This is a genomic window from Fibrobacter sp. UWH9, assembly GCF_900129715.1.
Classification (GTDB): Bacteria; Fibrobacterota; Fibrobacteria; order Fibrobacterales; family Fibrobacteraceae; genus Fibrobacter.
In genome coordinates, this window is sequence record NZ_FQWP01000013.1 from 32,464 (window position 1) to 49,923 (window position 17,460).

The window sequence follows — 17,460 nt, forward strand, 5'->3', positions numbered from 1 at the left end:
AAATGATTGCCGATAAAATTCTCGGAAACATCCATCACGGAAACGAAGTTCCTTCCAAGACCGTGGTAGACATTCCATTCGAATGGTTTGAACTGGACAAGCATCGTATTTTTAAAGTTGCCGATGACGGAACCGAATTAGGAATTCAGATTGAGGAATCCCTTTCTGATGGCGATGTTCTCGCCGTCAGTCCCGATAAAATTTACGCTGTAAAGATCAACAAGACAAAACTGGTTCGCATTCCCGTCAAGACTATGGAAGAAATGGGACGCCTTGGATTTGAATTGGGTAACAGGCATCTTTCCCTGCAAATTACAGAAAAGGATGTCACCATTCCTTATGACGAGCCCACCTTCGAATACCTAGTCCGTTTGGGATTTCTCCCTCAGATTGTAGAAGATGTTTTTTCTGACTACATCGTCTGCAAGGCACACGGTGCAAGTAACGGTCACTCCCATAGTCACGACCATGACCATGAACATCACGAACATGGCCATCACCATGAACATCAACACTAGTACGTAAAATGCTCGCCACCCTTCGGATGATTCAAGTTTGCGACAGCCTCTTTCCCATTGGAGCATTCACACTCTCCAATGGTCTTGAGACTTTAATTGCTAACAAGACCATCACAAATGGAGACGCCCTCCAGGAATATGCTTCTAGTTTTTTAAGCGTGCTTCCCTACAATGATCTAGGCGTTATGATGCTCAGTTATGATCATGCCGCCGATTTTGACTACATTCAAAATTTAGACAGTTTCTCTATGGCCTTAAAAGCACCGGAAGAAGTCCGCACCGGCTCCAAAAAACTTTGTAGCAGATTTTTAAAAATCTATGGTGAATTTGAAGGTGCAAAAAACAACTGCTTTCCATCTCTGGACTTTTATCGAGATGAAGTTTTAAAAAATGGCTCTTGCATCGGAAACCACGCCATTGCAATCGGTCTCTTCGCAAACGACATCGGTTTAAACAAGGAAGAAGCCGCAAGCATTTACACCTACAGCTTGCTAAACGCCATTGTCACAAACGGCGTCAAGATGATTCCTCTAAGTCAGATGGTCGGCCAAAAGATTTTAAGCAATTCCCAAAAGAAAATCATCCAAGCCGTTCAGCGAGCCTGCACGCTGGACATGGATGACTTGGGCGTAGGCGGAACTGGCATAGATATTGCAGGAATGAAACACGAAGAACTTTATTCACGACTTTACATGAGCTAACGAGCAAAATATGAGTTATGTTAAAATTGGCGTAGGCGGTCCTGTTGGATCCGGAAAAACAGCATTGATAGAAAGACTTACTCGCAAGATGAGTAAGGAATACAGCATCTGCGTAGTAACCAACGATATTTACACCAAGGAAGATGCCGAATTTTTGATCAAGAATTCAGCCCTGCCTCCCGAAAGAATCGTCGGTGTAGAAACTGGAGGATGCCCCCATACCGCCATTCGTGAAGACTGTTCCATGAACCTGGAAGCCGTAGACGAAATGGCCCGCAAGTTTCCAGATGTCCAGATTATTTTTATCGAAAGCGGCGGAGACAACCTGTCGGCCACCTTCAGCCCCGACCTGGCCGACGCAAGCATTTATGTTATCGACGTTGCCCAAGGCGAAAAGATTCCCCGTAAGGGTGGCCCCGGCGTTATGCGTTCCGACCTGCTGGTCATCAACAAAACGGACCTGGCTCCTCTTGTAGGCGCAAGCCTTGAAGTCATGGCCCGCGATTCCGAACGGATGCGAGAAGGTCGCAAGTACTTATTCACAAACCTCATGAGTATGGACGGCGTAGATGAAGTCATTGCGTGGATCAAGAAAGCCGTACTTTTTGAAGGTATTTAGCCCGTCGAAACATTTACCATTTTTTAAAGGAGTCACTTATGGCATGTTTTGTTGTTCCTGCCGCAGAGGCGTTAATCACCACAGCCGTCACTTTGGTGGTTGAAAAAAAATTCCCCGATAAAGCCCCGTTGCAGGCTCCCCGCCGTTTATCAAAATTGCTGTGGGGCGGTTCCGCTCTGCTTGCTTTTGAGCACCTATGGCATGGAGAAATCCAACCTTTCTATCCCTTCTTGACAGCAGCCCAGGATCCCGAATCCTCGCAAGTCATGATTCATGAAATGTCCACTGTGGGCGTTGGGATGGCTTGCATGGTCACATTGGCGTGGGCGGCCTCCTTGATATTCCTAAAGGTTCGGAAACCATTAAGCAGCCACGCAACAGTCAACCATTCCAAGGGGGCTTAAAATGACTTTACTCATTACCGTTTTCGCAGCTATCATTGCAAGCCTTCTCTGGTTCAACCAGATAAAGACTCATGGCAAGGACACCATGAAGTATTCCACCCTCTGCTACATGTTCTGGGGCGCTTCCCTCATGTGGCTGGTAGACGCTATCGCTGAATACGTAGAACTTGGTGCAGAATACTTTACCCCTGCAGCAGCTGATATGCTGAACGACGCCTTCCTGGGTGTTTCTGTAGTGGCACTTGCACTCGTTATTTGGTTAGCACGTCTCCTCTGGTCCGCAAGAGACCTATGCAGAGCACACTCCGCATAAAGACTTGTCTGCGAAATGGCATGACCGAGATCGAGGACGCATTCTACACGTCCCCTTACAAGGTCATGCATCCGTTCCACAACGGAAAACATTCCGACATCATGATGATGGCAGCCTCCGCCGGACTTCTCGGCGGAGACCATTTTTCGTTGCAGCTTGAATTCGGCGAGGGTAGCGACGCCACATTTCTTTCTCAGAGTTACGAGAAAGTTTTCAATACCGACGGAAAAATTGCATCCAAGGATATCGACATCAACGTCGGGGCCGACGCCCGCGTCAATTACATGCCCTATCCGGCAATCCCTTTTGCAGGCAGCAATTATCAAAGCAATGTTCGAGTCCAGATTCATCCTTCCGCAACATTTTATTACACCGACATTTTCACTTGTGGCCGTACAGGCATGGGCGAATATTTCGCCATGGAAAAATTCCAGAGCAAGAGTCGCTTTTACGTGGGCGAACACTTAGCCTTTGCCGACCACACCCTGATTGATCCTAAAAAATTCGATTACACGAAAATCGGCTTTTGGGGCAATTACACCCATAACGGGATGTTTTTTGCGTACAGTCCCGAAAAAGAAATGCTTATCCAACTCAAAGAAAAAGTTCGAGAAATGGGCAAAAAAATTGATTGTGTTGTTGGAACATCTTTTGCAGAAAAAGGGTTAATCGTCCGCGCGTTAGCCATGCGTGGCGAAACTATCTGGGATTTTTTCCAGAACATACAAGGTTAAAACAGATCTTTCTCGCTAGCCTTTACAAACAAAAATTGTAAAACAACCAAGAATTGTATCTACATAATTCTTACGATAAAATTACCAGTTCGTCAAAAACGAAAAATTTGTTGGAAAATGTCTTAAAAGCAATTTGTTCAGCAAGCTTGGGGCGTTTAGGCTAGGCGTTTTTTCAATTTCATCGTAACATCACAGACTTTGGCACGGCTTTTGCACTTGTTAGTGCATGAACTGTGTGGAATCAGAAAACTCATTTATCAAATCCCTTTCGGCATTGTCGAAGGAGGAGTTCGAGCACCGTTGTAGGCGCTTGCATAACGTTCTGGACGAGAACGATCTTTCGTCCAGTTCCAGCGGCAGCCACAAGGGTACCGACCCCATCCCCTTGGTGATTTCGTCTGAGGAATGGAGCATCCTGGAAGCAGGCGTTGCTCAGAGAGCCAGGCTTTTTAACGCCTTGGCCCATGACATTTACGGCGATCAGACTTTGTGGAAAAAGGGTAAGTTGCCAGCCGCATTGTTGTTCGCCAATCCGGACTTTATGCAAGTGGCCTGGAAGGTAAAACCCGCCGGCGGCATCTTCGTGAATCTATCCTCAACAGATGTGGCCCGCCTCGAAGACGGCTCCTTCGTCGCCATCGCAGACCATTTGCAAGTGCCCGAAGGTTTAGGCCGCGCCCTGGAAAACCGCATTGGCGTCAGCCGCGCATTCCCGGAATTATTCCGCAGCATGCGTACGGAACGTCTGGCAGGTTTCTTCAAGAAGTTGCTGGATGGTTTAGACGCCATGCACGAGGATATTAACGCCCAAGGGCCTCGAGGCGACAGTGGAAAGGTTGTGCTTCTGGCCTCGGGGCCGGACAATCCCCGTCGTGCCGAAGATGCCATGCTGGCCCGCTACTTGGGAATCCCCCTGGTCGAAAACGACGACTTGGCCGTACGAAATTTGCAAGTCTACATGAAGACCTTGATGGGGCTGAAAAAAATCGGTACCATTTTCCGTCGTGTCGAAGATGGCATGTGCGATCCGCTGGAACTTCGCATTGATAGTGGCGAAGGGGCAGTAGGCCTGATCAGCACCGTACGCGCAGGGAACGTGGCCATCGGAAACTTCCTTGGAACAGGTGTTTTAGAAACGCCTATGTTCAAGCCCTTCCTCCCGGAGATTTGCAAGGAACTTCTCGGAGAAGAATTGCTCCTGAAGGATGTGGAAACTGTCTGGCTTGGAAACGCTAACGATATAGATCGTGTTCTTGCAGAACCCGAAAAGTGGATTTTCAAGAAAGCCTTTAGGGACGCTGGAAATTTCAAGGAGCCGGAGCCCAAGGCATACGCTTCCATGACCACAACGGCGCAGCTTGCGCTGTTGCAGGCTATCGAAAATTCGCCGGAACAATGGGTCGCCGAAAAGTCCGTAGACTTGGCAACAGTTCTAGCACACCGTCCAGGCGATGTCAGCAGTTCCGCAAGCATTGAACCGGCCGTTTCGCTGATGAGGTTCTTTGCCGTAAACACAGCAAAGGAAACTTCCGTAATGCCCGGCGGACTGGGGATCTTCCAGTTCATCGACAAGAACTTGGCAAACAGCGCCGCAGCAAGCATTTCAAAGGCCCACATCCTTGAACGCGATGTTGGAGAAAAGGACATCTGGGTGCTTTCCGAAAGACCTGTTGCCCACTTCTCTCTCCTGGCCCCGGCCGACCAGGCCATTACACCTTCTCGAGCAGGCGGTGATTTGCCCAGCCGCGCTGCTGAGAATTTGTATCGCCTCGGCCGGGACCTGTCCGCTTCCAACATGATGGCTCGTATTGCAAGAGGAATTGCAGTGCGACTGTCTGATGAATCCTGGACAGAAATGCCGGAACTTCCCTGGATTCTGAAAGCAGGCCTTTCCGATGAATCCCTGGCGAGAATGGCACAGGATCCGGAAAACGCATTGCGCTACTTCATCCTGAGAAAGGATAACCGTAACGGGATGCAATGTGTACTGACAGAAATTCGCGATCTGGCTGTTCAGTTGCGAGACAGAATTTCTGAAGATCTATGGCTTTACCTGAACGGATTCGGTGTTGCAGAAATGCCGGCGGGGGCAGGTGCAGCATCACTGTTGCCTTACCTAAAGGCAGTCTTATCAGACAGTGCTGCCGTGGCCGGGCTCGCAGCGGACTCCATGACGCGCGGCCACGAATGGCGATTCCTAGAAATCGGTCGACAGATAGAATGCGCCATTCGCACCTTACAGCTGATTAAAAGTCTGCTGTCTACGGCCCCCGCCGAAGAAATTGCAAACCTGCGCCTGTTGCAGGCCGTACTTGAAATTGGTGACGGTCTCATGACTTACCACCGTCGCTACGGCGGCCGTTTGCAAGTGGTGCCGGTATTGGACTTGCTGTTGTCTGACGAATCAAATCCGCGAAGCGTCGCCTATCAGATTGCACGCCTGCGTGAAGAAACGGAACACCTGCCAGGAAACCTCCAGGGAGAAGCCGCCTTCTCGCCTCTGGATCTTGAATTGATGCGAGTCCTTACGGATCTTCGTCTGGCGAACATCGAATCGTTGGCAGGAACTATCGGATATCAAAGGGAGAACTTAACAAGACTAGTTGACGAACAAATAAAGAATGTAGAACATATCGCAGAAATCATAAGCAGGCTCTACTTGAACCACGCTCCTCGCGCAGGAGTTATTCACGCCACAACCACAGAAGTGTCGGAGGTTTAAGATGCCTGTATATCAGATCGATCACGAAACAGTTTACGATTACCATCTGCCCGTTCTCTACAGCAATCACCTGGCCCATATGCTCCCCCGCATGGTCAGCCGGCAGAATTGGATTAGCCACAATATCGAAGTGGAACCCAATCCTACGGCACGCCAGGAAAGGTTGGACATTTTCGGAAACCGCGTTCTCGCCTTTAGCGTTGAAGAAGAACACACTCATTTCAGATTCAACACCACAGGCGTTGTAGAAGTCCGTGAAGAGGAACCGCCCAAAGCCGGAGAAACTATGCCCTGGGAAGAAGTGGCAAAAATTCTGGAACGTCCAAACAACGATGAAATTCTGGACGCGGCCATGTACGCCTACACTTCGCCCTTCGCCAACTTCGACGAATCTGTCAAGAACTACGCGCTGGAAAGTTTTGAACCGGGCCGCCCAATTTTTGACGCCGCCAAGGAACTGATGACCCGCATCTACACGGATTGCAAGTACACTCCCGGTGCCACAAGAATCGGCGCACAACCCCAAGAAATTCTTCGCGGGCGCAAAGGCGTCTGTCAGGATTTCGCCCACTTGATGATTGGTTGCCTAAGGTCACTGCATTTGCCGTGCCGCTATGTAAGCGGTTACCTGCGAACCCACCCGCCCGAGGGTCAGCCAAAACTTGTAGGCGCCGACGCCACACATGCCTGGGCAAGCACCTACATTCCCGGCCACGGTTGGGTGGAACTGGACCCCACCAACAATGTGCTGGGCGGCGAGGAACACATCATCCTCGCCTGGGGAAGAGACTTCGGTGACGTAAGCCCCCTAAAGGGCGTCATTACGGGCGGCGGCGATCACACCTTGAAAGTAGCCGTAAACGTAGACGAGAAATAAACCTCGTACCTGGAACCAGAAGCCTCGTACCTAAAAAACACACAAGGAAAACAGAACATGAAATTTGGAAACTACAATACCGAGGGCTTTTACGATGAGCTCTGCCTTCCCGATGGAACTCCCCGTCCGGCGGCAGAACCGTTGATCAGCCGCATCAACGAACTCCCCGAAGGAGAACTGCAGCGTCGTCAGAAAGTTGCAGAATCAGCCTTCTACGACAACGGCATCACTTTCGCCGTGTATGGCAACAAGGATGGTAAGGACAAGATCATCCCCTTCGATGTCATCCCCCGTATCGTCAGTGCCGCCGACTGGAAACATCTGGAAGCAGGTCTTAAGCAGCGTACCGAAGCGTTGAACTGCTTTTTGACAGACATCTACAACGACCGCAAGATTTTGCGCGACAAGGTTGTCCCCGAAAGTCTCATCAACACATGCACCGCTTACCGCCCCCAGATGGAAGGCTTCGTGCCGCCCAAGGGAATCTGGGCCCACATTACCGGTACCGACCTGGTTCGCGATACCGACGGCACCTTCTATGTTCTGGAAGATAACATGCGCTGCCCCAGCGGCGTGTCCTACGTGTTGCAGAACCGCCAGATTCTGAAGCGCACCTTCCCCCAGGTTTTCACTCACTGTTCCATCCGACCGGTAGACGAATACTGCACGCGTCTCCGCCATGCCCTGGAATACCTGGCCGAAGGCGTTGAAACCCCGAAGGTTGTGGTGCTGACCCCCGGCATCTACAATTCCGCCTACTACGAACATTCCTTCCTGGCACAGCAAATGGGTGTGGACTTGGTGACCGGCGATGACTTGGTAGTGCAAGACAAAAAGGTGTATGCACGAACCACTCGCGGCCTAAAACAAGTTCATGTAATTTATCGTCGTGTTGATGATGAATTCCTGGACCCGCAAGTTTTCCGCCCCGATTCCTGCCTGGGTGTTCCCGGTTTGATGGAAGCCTACAAGGCGGGTAACGTGGCACTGGCCAATGCGCCGGGTTGCGGTGTTGCCGATGACAAGGCTATATATACTTATGTACCGCAGATTATCAAGTACTACCTGGAAGAAGAAGCCATTATCCCCAACGTACCTACTTTCGTCTGCGAAAACCCCAAGCATATGCAGCACGTCATCGACCATATCGAAAACATGGTGGTGAAGGCCGCCAGCGAATCCGGTGGTTACGGCATGCTTGTAGGCCCTAAGTCCACTAAGGAAGAGTGCGAAGCTTTCAAGGAAAAGATCAAGGCCAATCCCCGTAACTATATCGCACAGCCCATGATTTCACTCAGTCGCGTCCCCTGCATTGTGGACGGCGGTTTTGAAGGTCGCCATGTGGATTTGCGCCCCTACATCGTGCAAGGCAAGGACACCTACATTCTCCCCGGTGGCCTTACCCGCGTGGCACTCCGCAAAGGTTCCATCGTGGTGAACAGCTCACAAGGTGGCGGCTGCAAGGACACCTGGGTCATCGCCGAAAACGAAAAGGCCCCAGAGTTGGGACAAGCCAGACAATGGATGGAACAACAACAACAGCAATAGTGGTTAGTAAGCAGTGGTCAGTAAACAGGAAAGCAGGAGAAGAACGTTGCCTGCAAATCCAAACCACTAACCACTAACCACTAACCACCAACCACTAATCACTAACCACTAATCACTAAAAATATGTTAAGTAGAGTTGCAAATTCCATTTATTGGCTTGCCCGCTATATTGAACGTGCCGAAAATGTGGCCCGAAGTATCGATGTCAATCTCCAGCTTCAGCTGGACTTGCCCGGCGAAGAACGCCCCTGGGAACCTGTAATCCAGACCGCAGGAAACGCTGACGATTTTTTCAAGAAGTACGCCCACGTTTCCATTGAAAACGCCCTGACGTTCCTTACCTTCGACAAGGAAAATCCCAGCAGCATTATTTCCTGCGTGGCTGCCGCCCGCGAAAATGCCCGCTGCGTCCGCGAAAGAATTTCTTCGGAACTATGGATTGCCATCAATCAGTTCTACCTGAAACTGAACGATCCTGAAATGTCCCAGCAGGCATTGGCTTCCCCCCATGCCTTTTACAGCAGCGTGAAGGAATTCAGCCAGCTGACGGTAGGTATCATTCAGGGCACCATGAGCCACGATGTCGCCTGGAATTTCGCCCGCCTGGGAACCATGTTGGAACGAGCCGACCAGACTTCCCGAATTCTGGATGTAAAATACTACATCCTCCTTCCGGATGTGAGCATGGTGGGCATGGCCATGGATACGGTGCAGTGGAATGCCGTTCTAAAAAGCGTCGGTGCATACGAAATGTTCCACCGTCGTAATTCCAACGTAACGCCATACAACGTAACGGAATTCCTGCTTTTGACAGAAGACTTCCCACGTTCCCTGCGCTATTGTCTGGAACAGGCTGAAATCTGTCTGAAGAACATCGCCTTCCCCGTAAAGAGCAACGCAGAATCCATTCGCCTTTTAGGAAAGCTCCGCTCCGATGTGGCCTTCACCACCATCGAGGAAATTATCCGGAAGGGTCTTCACGAAGAAATCGAACGGACTCAAATCAGACTTAGCGAATTAGGCACTCAGATCTGGAAGGATTTTTTCTGCTGATCCACACAGCAAAATGGGCGAAGGCCCGCGGCAGGGATTTGGTAACGCATGTCCCTGCCGTTTTTTATTTTTTGAACATCACCACGAAACTTTTGCCTTTGACGATTTCCTTTACGGTCACCTTTTCAAAGTTAGCATTGCTCCCCAGCGAAATCAAATCTTCAGGTTCAAATTTCTTGAACCCTTTTTTTGTGTAGGAAAGTTTGTCCAGCCATTCCTTGGTGTAAACCACATTGTAAAAAATGCCCCCCGGTTTCAGCACGTGGCGAATTTCAGAAAGGCCCTTTGCCGTATCATTCCAAAAATAGATGGTATTGATAGATGTAACCGCCGCAAATATTCCTTCGTCAAAAGGCAAGTCGCAGCAATCACCGATTTGCAAGTGAAGTTTTCCATCATCGGCAGCCACCTTGTTTCGCTCCATGGCGGCATTCACCATGTCTTCGGAAATATCAATGCCGTACAAGTCGCACTTGAACTTTCCATAGAGTCGCTGCAGCAAGCAACCGTTACCGAAACCGATGTCCAGAATTTTGTCGTCGGATTTCACATCCACAAGAGCCACCGTATTCTTGTACATGGCCCTGTTAATGACATTCATGATGACGCAACAAATCGCCCCCACGACACCGCGGGGATTCCCAAACTGACTACCGATATATTCAGAAAACTTGGACATAGGTTCAAACTTAATTTAAAGCGCCGTGTCCAGAACCATCATCAGGGAGAATCCTAAGGCAAAAAGCAAGGTCACACCGTCAAAGTGAACGCCTTCGTTAGCCTCGGGTAAAAGTTCTTCCACCACCACATAGATCATGGCGCCAGCAGCCAAGCTCAGCAAATAGGGCATCGCCGGCAAAACAAAACCAGCCAGAAGAATGGTAATCACCGCAGCACCTGCTTCCGCCACCGCAGAAATAAAGCCAAGTCCAAATGACTTCAGGCGAGTCTCGCCCTCCGCACGCAAAGGCAGCGAAATGATCGCGCCTTCCGGAAAGTTCTGCAAGGCCATACCCACAGAAACCGCCACCGCCGACGCCAAGGAAATTCCTCCCGCAGCACCCGCACTTGCCACATCGCCAGCACCAACTGCCCCGCTGATACCAGCAAGCCAACCCGCAAACACCACACCAATAGCCATTCCTTCGGGAATGTTATGGATCGTCACCGCCAACGCAAGCATTGTCGTGCGTTTCATTTTCACCCGCGGGCCTTCCGGCGAATCGCTACCCAAATGCAAATGGGGAGTAATCTTGTCAATCAAGAAAAGCAGAAGAATGCCCGCCCAAAATCCAGCCACCGGCGGAACAAAAGCAAGTTTGCCATAATCACCCGACGACTCAATGGAAGGTAGCAACAAGCTCCACACAGAAGCCGCCACCATCACGCCCGCAGCAAATGCCATCATGCCACGCTGCACCTTGGGGCGCAAATTTCCCTTCATAAAGAACACGCAGGCCGCACCAAGAACCGTCCCCAAGAAGGGAACCCCGATTCCATAAATCACAGGCAGGTAATGAGAAATGTCCATAGAGAGTCCTACAAGATATAAGTTCCAAAACGGACCTCAAATTTGAAGCCCACAAAATTTGCGTAGTTCATCCAGATTTCAGCACCCCATCAGTTCCTTTTCTTTGACAACAAAAGGAGAAACAAGGGCCACACCCAAATAACCACTTTTCGAGGCGCGGTCATTGTCCATGCGTCTTTGTTGAATTTCCTTGGTCTTTTCAGCCGAACAAAACATCCAACACAGACGAAATATCCCCAATTTTTTTTCATAATATCTAAATTAGCAAAATACAATTCCATAGTACCAACTAAAGCAAATTCCAGAAGTCACAGCCAGCATCAGGACACCCCTTTAACAGCTTTTCTTTTTTCAATCTTTGCCTACATGAGGTGTTTGGAATTCTATATAGCTGCAGTTACCGCTGCTCTACTTTTTGCGTCCTGCGACGATTCCACCAGCGTCAATTCTGCCACCGATTCTGAACAAAAAGAATTCACCAGAATCGACACGGTCTATGTCCGCGATACAGTAAACATCCGCGACACCATTTCTTCGAGCGACACGGTCACAGTCAAGGACACAGTCACTGTCAACGACACCATCATTGACTGCACTTCCAAAGACAACGGAGATGGTTCAGTCACCCTTACCTGCGGTGATTCTTCTCAGGTTCTTTATCCTGCTATTTGCAACGGCAGATCCTATGACGCCAACACTCAGATCTGCGACGAGGGAGAAATCAAGGACGTGTGCGCAGGCATCGTCTACGACAAGGAAGTTCAGCTTTGCGAAAACGGCAAACTTTACGACTATTTCACCGATCCCCGCGATAGGCAAGTTTATAAGATGGTCACCATCGGAGAACAAACCTGGATGGCCCAGAATCTGAATTTTAGAGTTGACTCCAGTTGGTGCGGCGGCGGAATCCACAAGTTCCCTATGACGTCCAGATGAAATCAGACTCTCTTTGGGAAAATAAAATTCACCCGGATACAAAACTGCCTGCAGGAATTCGCTTCAAAACATTATCAAATTCCAATAGTTCAAAAAACAACGGTCTGTTTAGAAACGACCCACACAACGCAATCTTCATTACTACGATGGATTTTGGCACAACACATTTCAACTACCAAGCCTTTTATGGTTACCACGTTGATGAGTTTGCTTACTACGTCCCAATCATGAATAGGGGTCATTTAAAGACGTCTGGAGAATCCGTCCGCTGTCTCAAGGACGAATCCAACTAGTTTGACTTTAATCCTCCGACAACACCCTCCTATTTTTTTATAATACAAATAAAGAATGGAGGTATTTACGGACAAAAGATTCGCATTCGTACTAGCGTCAGCCTTGACCGCAGTCCAGGCATTTGGTGCAACCTATTATGTAGCCGTTGACGGTAATGACAAAAGCAAGGGAACGAAGGAAAAGCCTTTCGCCACACTGAAACAGGCTAACTCCGTGGTAACTCCCGGCGATACCGTATGGATTCGCGGCGGCGTCTACGAAATGCGAGACACATCCTATTGCGAACGCGCCAGAATGTCTGCAGGAGTTTTGTTAACCACCAGCGGTGAAAGCGACGACAAGCGCATTCACTATTTCGCTTACCCTGGAGAACGTCCTATTTTCGACGGCACCAACCTTCCCATTGGCCAGGCTCTTGACAAAACCACGTCATCTACGGATCTGGAATACACTGCAGGCATTTTGATTTACGCCAGCTACTTGCACCTGAAGGGAATCGAAGTTCGCAACGTTCCCATGAAGCATAATTCCAATTCGGGCGTTTACGTTACCCGATGCAAACATGTGATTTTGGAACAGATGGAAAGCCATCACAATGCGGGTCCGGGATTCTTCGTGAACGAAGGCGGAAGAGGGCTCAACGGCGGTGGCCATCTATTCTTGAATTGTGATGCCCATGACAATTACGACCCAACAGGTCGTCAGGGCGATGGTGAAAATGCCGACGGCTTTGGCGTACATTATCAGTATGACGGCGACACCACAAAATTTTTCGGTTGCCGTTCCTGGTGGAACAGCGACGACGCCTACGACTTTATCAATCAGGAATTTCCTGTTGTTGTAGAAAACAGCTACGCCATGGGAAGCGGTTACAGTGACTATGGTACAAAGATGCCGAAAAACGGAAACGGTTCCGGATTCAAGATGGGCGAAAGCACATTTGGCGGCGGACACCATATCATTCGAAATAGCGTTGCCTGGAAAAACGAAACCTTCGGTTTTTACGCAAACTACACAGGCGCAGGAACTCAGTGGATCAACAACACGTCATTCAAAAATGAACAACGTGCTTTCAACATGGCATCTACCACATTCGATGCAGAAGGTCACCGTCTCGCCGATGTTGCCGTATTGACGGGCGATAACGCTCATGTACTGAAAAACAACATTGCTTTCCCAAATTTGAATTCCCAAGTTGGTGTATGCTGGGTAAAAATCGATGACAGCGACAAGGGGCATGACGAAGATTGTGCCGCAGGCGAAAATAATACCTGGAACTTAAAACTGGATTTAGACGAATCTGATTTCGAAAGTCTCGACGACCCCAGCATGACTGTAACAGGCGAAGACCTTTCCAAGATTCCTGGAATTTTAGGACCTAGAAATGCTGACGGAAGCATTCCCTACGTGGGCTTCTTGAGGTTGAAAAAAGGCAGCCGCGCTATTGACAAGGGCGAAGATGCGGGATTGGAATTTACAGGTAAAGCTCCAGATTTGGGTGCTTATGAATACGGTCTCAGTTCCACTAGCAGCATAAAGCCCATTGCAAAGAGCATCGCCAAGTCTCCGCGTATATGGGGGAACGTCACGGTCTTCGACCTGCAAGGCCGCTACCAGGGTAAATTTCAAGCAGAGCAACTGCACGGAAGATCCATCGCAGAAACTCTAAAGAGAAATTCACAATACCTAATCGCGAAATAAAATCGAGTAGCGTCAAAAAGGCGGTGGAAACAGGCAAAAACAAGCCTTTTCCACCGCCTTTTCATTACGTTACACTAAATCAAGCGGATAAAAACAGTTTTTTCAAAGGTCCAAAGCCTCCTAAAACACATTTCCCGTTCCCATCAAGGGCTAAAAACACAAACAAAACAACAAAAAGGCAGTGGAAATTAGAAAAAATCTCCGTTTACACCGCCTTTTTTCCCACACAGCCCAACCATCACTCTACAAACCGGCACCAGATATAAAAAGCAAGCGCAAAGAACAGCGCTATTGGGTGCCTGTACCGCATTCAACACGATGACCGTGGCTACAGACCAAGGCACCAACGCAATCACCGTAACAGCCGTATCATAAAGGTTCAGCGCCTGATTTTTGGCACCTAGATTTTCTGTCATCTGGTTTGTCAAAATGATGGTGAGGGTCTGATTGCAGACTACGCAGGACACCAGAGACGCACAAGCCAAAGTAGCCACAAAGGGATTGGTATTTTGGGACATTTTTTCGATTCTTGATTTGACAGGTTGAAGCAACGACGTACCTTTAAATATGCCGCCACAACAACCTGCGATTACAACAATCAAGAAAACATTTACCGTGGAGAGAAGACCTCCCCCATTTACCATCTTGGCAATTTCGGGAACAGTTGTTTTATAACCAAAAATGATTGATTTAAGTAAATCAATAAAAGTCTGATTTTCAATTACAAGCGCTAAAACAAAAGCCGAAGCAGAACTCCACAGCAGCACAAGACTAGTACGTACACGGGCTACAGAAAGCACGACAATCACCGCAGCCGGCATAAGGCTCCACAATGACAGCGAAAAATCCTTGGCAAAAAGTTCAACAACATTCGGGACCCCGGAAGCCCCTACAACACCCGAAGCACCCGCAACACCGGCTATAACATCAACATTCATCCCAGCCGCAAAATAAACCACACAGCTCATCAAGAACGGCAACCAAGTGGTCCTTACCATATCACGGATGTTCTGGTAAATATCCGTCTTCGTAATTCCCGCAGTCAAAAGCGCCATGGATGAAATGGGAGAAATTCTATTACCGAAATAGACGCCTGCCAAAACAGCGCCGCCGATCCACGCCGAATCCGAAACGCCATCCATCCCCATGGAACGTCCGATAGTCGCACAAATCACGCCCATGGTGGCCGCAGTTCCGAGAGCCGTCCCCGTCAAGAGGGACATGGCGGAATTCAACACGAAAGTCAGCAGCACAAAAATTTCAGGACGAATCAATTCCACCGCAAAACTGACCACCGTAGGGATCGTTCCCGCAGCACGCCACATAGAAGTCAAGAGTCCCAGCAGAACAAACAACAGCAGAATGCCGCGGGCCGTCTTCACGCCATTCCAGCACATTTTCAAAGTTTCGCGAAGGCCGCAACAACGCACACCGTAGCCCGCAAAAAGTACCAGCCCAAAGGCCAGCGCGTACAGCAAAGGAGCGCCCGTCAAAAGGGACGCAAACAACGCTACGCAGAAAACAGCAAGAATAATTAATTCAACCAAATCAACAGCCCTCAAAAAGGACTATCAATTTAGAAAATCGCTAGCCCTTGAATTTTTTCAGAACCAAGGCGCCGTTGTGTCCGCCAAAGCCAAGCGAAGCAGAAACCGCACAATCGATATTCCCAGCAAAACCCTTACCATCCACCAGGTTGATATCGCAGGCCTCATCCTGGTTATCGCAATTGATATTCGCAGGATAGAAGGAATCATGAATGGCCATGGTCGAAATCACCGCTTCCAAAGCGCCAGCGGCACCAATGCAATGGCCCGTCATCCCCTTGGTGCTGGAAATTTTCATTTTCATTTTAGCATGATTACCAAAAACATTCAGCAGCATTTGAGATTCCGTCGAGTCATTCATCACGGTAGAAGTTCCGTGAGCATTGTAGTAATCGACATCCTCGGCGAGAACACCCGCATCACGCAAGGCATGGCGTACAGCCCTGGCGCACATATCACCATTGGGCCTTGGTGAAGTAATATGATAGGCATCGGCGCTTGCACCATAGCCGGCCAACTCCGCATAAATTTTTGCCCCGCGGGCCTTGGCATGTTCAAGTTCTTCTAGAACCAGAACTGCACCACCTTCCCCCATTACAAATCCAGAGCGAGCCTTATCAAAGGGGCGGGAAGCCTTTTGCGGACAATCGTTAAAATGGGTCGTCAGGGCCCGCATACTGGCAAAGCCCTTAATAGCATAATCCGTAACGCAGCTTTCTGCACCACCGGCAAGACAGACATCCAGATCGCCATAGCGGATGGCCTTGAGAGCGGTTCCCACCGCGTCCGTCCCCGAAGCACAGGCAGACGAAACCACCCAGGCGCAACCTGTAATCCCCAGCTCCATAGAAACGTTGGCGACACATTCATTGGGAATAAGTCTCGCCACATCAAACGGAGAAATTTTTCTTTTTCCGGATTCCACATACAGATTGAAGGACTGGTCAATTACATCCATGCCGCCAATCGCACTTCCCGCAATGACACCCGTCTTTTCATCTTCAAGAATTTCACGGCTAAGATTCGCATCACTCACAGCCTCATGGGAAGCCGCCAGAAGGAACTGAGTAAAGCGTCCCATGCGAGAAGCCTTCTTCGGAGAAATTCCATGGTCAGCAGGATTAAAATTTTTCACCTCGGCCGCAATCTGCACCGGGTTAGAAGTCGGATCAAAAAGAGTTATCCTTTCAACACCACATTTACAATTCTTAATGGCATTCCACAATTCGCCTACATTGTGACCGAGAGGTGAAACGGCACCCATACCTGTAATAACAACTCTTCTTTTTTCCATTTAAAGAAAGATACTACAGATTTACCATTTTCAACACCTTGTTGATTTTAACTTTTTTTCTTTAAATCAACACTTGGGTATTGCTTTGTTGGTTTTCCGGCAATGAAACTAATTATATAACTGGACATCGTGGGGAGAGATATTTTCGCACCTTCTTCAAGCCAGTGAATAATCATGTAAATAATTCCCGACACCTTGAACACAATGCGATAATAAACGTAATCATTCAAGGCAGCCCCTTTTTCCTTATACCAGTGACAGTTCTGCTTCCAGATAGTTTCAATCATCAGCTTTACAAAAGTTCCGCCATAATCCGTCTTCATCAAGGTTAAGAAAAATCCGTCATTGTCGCGATAGTATTGAAGCATGCGCGTCATGGCGAGGCCAGGATTGTTCTTTTCTAAAAAGGCCTTCATAAAATCACAGGAGGCGTCAACCGTGTCAAGCACCATTTCTTCAAGCAGAGAATCTTTATCCTGATAGTGATTATAAAAAGTCGTGCGGTTAACTTTCGCCCTCTCACAAATAGAGCAGACGTTGATCAAGGAAGCATCACCTTCCTTAAGCAAGTCGACAACCGCTCCTTTCAGGACTTTCTTCGTCTTTAGAACCCGTGAATTTTCTTTCATTTTTTGCATCTGTATAATTATAATCTCTTCGTCCGTTCT

17 protein-coding genes are annotated in these 17,460 nt (G+C 48.8%); 12 read left to right on the forward strand and 5 right to left on the reverse strand.

Annotated features, from left to right (window positions below; translation table 11 throughout):
• Window positions 1-2: 2 nt before the first annotated feature.
• The 10 genes from BUB94_RS11040 (at window position 3) to BUB94_RS11085 (ending at window position 9,489) form a co-directional block, all read left to right on the forward strand.
• Window positions 3-518: an urease accessory protein UreE gene (locus BUB94_RS11040; RefSeq protein WP_073237003.1), complete on the forward strand. Its 516-nt coding sequence runs from the start codon at window positions 3-5 to the stop codon at window positions 516-518.
• Between the two features lie 8 nt (window positions 519-526).
• Complete coding sequence (locus tag BUB94_RS11045) at window positions 527-1,219, forward strand: urease accessory protein UreF (protein WP_083538245.1); 693 nt, start codon at window positions 527-529, stop codon at window positions 1,217-1,219.
• Window positions 1,220-1,229: 10 nt separating this feature from the next.
• Entirely contained in the window at window positions 1,230-1,838 is a 609-nt protein-coding gene (gene ureG / locus BUB94_RS11050; protein WP_073237008.1) for an urease accessory protein UreG, read from the forward strand.
• A 38-nt stretch (window positions 1,839-1,876) separates the two neighbouring features.
• On the forward strand, window positions 1,877-2,242 hold the full coding sequence (locus BUB94_RS11055) for a hypothetical protein (protein WP_073237010.1): 366 nt from the start codon (window positions 1,877-1,879) through the stop codon (window positions 2,240-2,242).
• 1 nt (window position 2,243) lies between these two features.
• Window positions 2,244-2,555, forward strand: coding sequence for a hypothetical protein (locus BUB94_RS11060; protein ID WP_073237012.1), 312 nt, complete (start codon window positions 2,244-2,246; stop codon window positions 2,553-2,555).
• Window positions 2,556-2,575: 20 nt separating this feature from the next.
• Entirely contained in the window at window positions 2,576-3,289 is a 714-nt protein-coding gene (locus BUB94_RS11065) for an urease accessory protein UreD (protein ID WP_073237014.1), read from the forward strand.
• A 310-nt stretch (window positions 3,290-3,599) separates the two neighbouring features.
• Window positions 3,600-6,011, forward strand: a complete 2,412-nt coding sequence (locus BUB94_RS11070; RefSeq protein ID WP_254793722.1) for a circularly permuted type 2 ATP-grasp protein — start codon at window positions 3,600-3,602, stop codon at window positions 6,009-6,011.
• A 1-nt stretch (window position 6,012) separates the two neighbouring features.
• Window positions 6,013-6,888 (forward strand): transglutaminase family protein, encoded by an 876-nt coding sequence (locus BUB94_RS11075; protein ID WP_073160144.1) that lies wholly within the window; start codon window positions 6,013-6,015, stop codon window positions 6,886-6,888.
• Window positions 6,889-6,945: 57 nt separating this feature from the next.
• Window positions 6,946-8,436, forward strand: a complete 1,491-nt coding sequence (locus BUB94_RS11080) for a circularly permuted type 2 ATP-grasp protein (RefSeq protein ID WP_073160142.1) — start codon at window positions 6,946-6,948, stop codon at window positions 8,434-8,436.
• A 123-nt stretch (window positions 8,437-8,559) separates the two neighbouring features.
• Window positions 8,560-9,489: an alpha-E domain-containing protein gene (locus BUB94_RS11085; RefSeq protein ID WP_073160140.1), complete on the forward strand. Its 930-nt coding sequence runs from the start codon at window positions 8,560-8,562 to the stop codon at window positions 9,487-9,489.
• Between the two features lie 64 nt (window positions 9,490-9,553).
• Here BUB94_RS11085 and BUB94_RS11090 read toward each other — a convergent pair whose 3' ends face one another.
• Entirely contained in the window at window positions 9,554-10,168 is a 615-nt protein-coding gene (locus tag BUB94_RS11090; RefSeq protein ID WP_073237018.1) for a class I SAM-dependent methyltransferase, read from the reverse strand.
• 15 nt (window positions 10,169-10,183) lie between these two features.
• On the reverse strand, window positions 10,184-11,020 hold the full coding sequence (locus tag BUB94_RS11095) for a ZIP family metal transporter (protein ID WP_073160137.1): 837 nt from the start codon (window positions 11,018-11,020) through the stop codon (window positions 10,184-10,186).
• 366 nt (window positions 11,021-11,386) lie between these two features.
• Between BUB94_RS11095 and BUB94_RS11100 the strand changes: the two genes are divergently transcribed.
• Together BUB94_RS11100 and BUB94_RS11110 are read left to right on the forward strand one after the other, a co-directional pair.
• Window positions 11,387-11,956, forward strand: coding sequence for an FISUMP domain-containing protein (locus BUB94_RS11100; RefSeq protein ID WP_083538247.1), 570 nt, complete (start codon window positions 11,387-11,389; stop codon window positions 11,954-11,956).
• 396 nt (window positions 11,957-12,352) lie between these two features.
• Window positions 12,353-13,951 (forward strand): right-handed parallel beta-helix repeat-containing protein, encoded by a 1,599-nt coding sequence (locus tag BUB94_RS11110; RefSeq protein WP_073237026.1) that lies wholly within the window; start codon window positions 12,353-12,355, stop codon window positions 13,949-13,951.
• Between the two features lie 188 nt (window positions 13,952-14,139).
• Here BUB94_RS11110 and BUB94_RS11115 read toward each other — a convergent pair whose 3' ends face one another.
• From BUB94_RS11115 to BUB94_RS11125, 3 genes are read right to left on the reverse strand one after another with little or no spacing between them, the layout of a single operon-like run.
• Window positions 14,140-15,498, reverse strand: a complete 1,359-nt coding sequence (locus BUB94_RS11115) for a Na+/H+ antiporter NhaC family protein (protein WP_073237145.1) — start codon at window positions 15,496-15,498, stop codon at window positions 14,140-14,142.
• A 40-nt stretch (window positions 15,499-15,538) separates the two neighbouring features.
• Entirely contained in the window at window positions 15,539-16,792 is a 1,254-nt protein-coding gene (gene fabF / locus BUB94_RS11120) for a beta-ketoacyl-ACP synthase II (protein WP_073237029.1), read from the reverse strand.
• Window positions 16,793-16,839: 47 nt separating this feature from the next.
• Window positions 16,840-17,430 carry a TetR/AcrR family transcriptional regulator gene (locus tag BUB94_RS11125; RefSeq protein ID WP_073160127.1) on the reverse strand — a complete coding sequence of 197 codons (591 nt, stop codon included), beginning with the start codon at window positions 17,428-17,430 and terminating at the stop codon, window positions 16,840-16,842.
• Window positions 17,431-17,460: the final 30 nt, after the last annotated feature.

Coding starts and splice junctions, on each gene's coding strand:
- BUB94_RS11040 (WP_073237003.1), top strand. CDS start 3: ATGATTGCCGATAAAATTCTCGGAAACATCCATCACGGAAACGAAGTT.
- BUB94_RS11045 (WP_083538245.1), top strand. CDS start 527: ATGCTCGCCACCCTTCGGATGATTCAAGTTTGCGACAGCCTCTTTCCC.
- ureG (WP_073237008.1), top strand. CDS start 1,230: ATGAGTTATGTTAAAATTGGCGTAGGCGGTCCTGTTGGATCCGGAAAA.
- BUB94_RS11055 (WP_073237010.1), top strand. CDS start 1,877: ATGGCATGTTTTGTTGTTCCTGCCGCAGAGGCGTTAATCACCACAGCC.
- BUB94_RS11060 (WP_073237012.1), top strand. CDS start 2,244: ATGACTTTACTCATTACCGTTTTCGCAGCTATCATTGCAAGCCTTCTC.
- BUB94_RS11065 (WP_073237014.1), top strand. CDS start 2,576: ATGACCGAGATCGAGGACGCATTCTACACGTCCCCTTACAAGGTCATG.
- BUB94_RS11075 (WP_073160144.1), top strand. CDS start 6,013: ATGCCTGTATATCAGATCGATCACGAAACAGTTTACGATTACCATCTG.
- BUB94_RS11080 (WP_073160142.1), top strand. CDS start 6,946: ATGAAATTTGGAAACTACAATACCGAGGGCTTTTACGATGAGCTCTGC.
- BUB94_RS11085 (WP_073160140.1), top strand. CDS start 8,560: ATGTTAAGTAGAGTTGCAAATTCCATTTATTGGCTTGCCCGCTATATT.
- BUB94_RS11090 (WP_073237018.1), bottom strand. CDS start 10,168: ATGTCCAAGTTTTCTGAATATATCGGTAGTCAGTTTGGGAATCCCCGC.
- BUB94_RS11095 (WP_073160137.1), bottom strand. CDS start 11,020: ATGGACATTTCTCATTACCTGCCTGTGATTTATGGAATCGGGGTTCCC.
- BUB94_RS11100 (WP_083538247.1), top strand. CDS start 11,387: ATGAGGTGTTTGGAATTCTATATAGCTGCAGTTACCGCTGCTCTACTT.
- fabF (WP_073237029.1), bottom strand. CDS start 16,792: ATGGAAAAAAGAAGAGTTGTTATTACAGGTATGGGTGCCGTTTCACCT.
- BUB94_RS11125 (WP_073160127.1), bottom strand. CDS start 17,430: ATGCAAAAAATGAAAGAAAATTCACGGGTTCTAAAGACGAAGAAAGTC.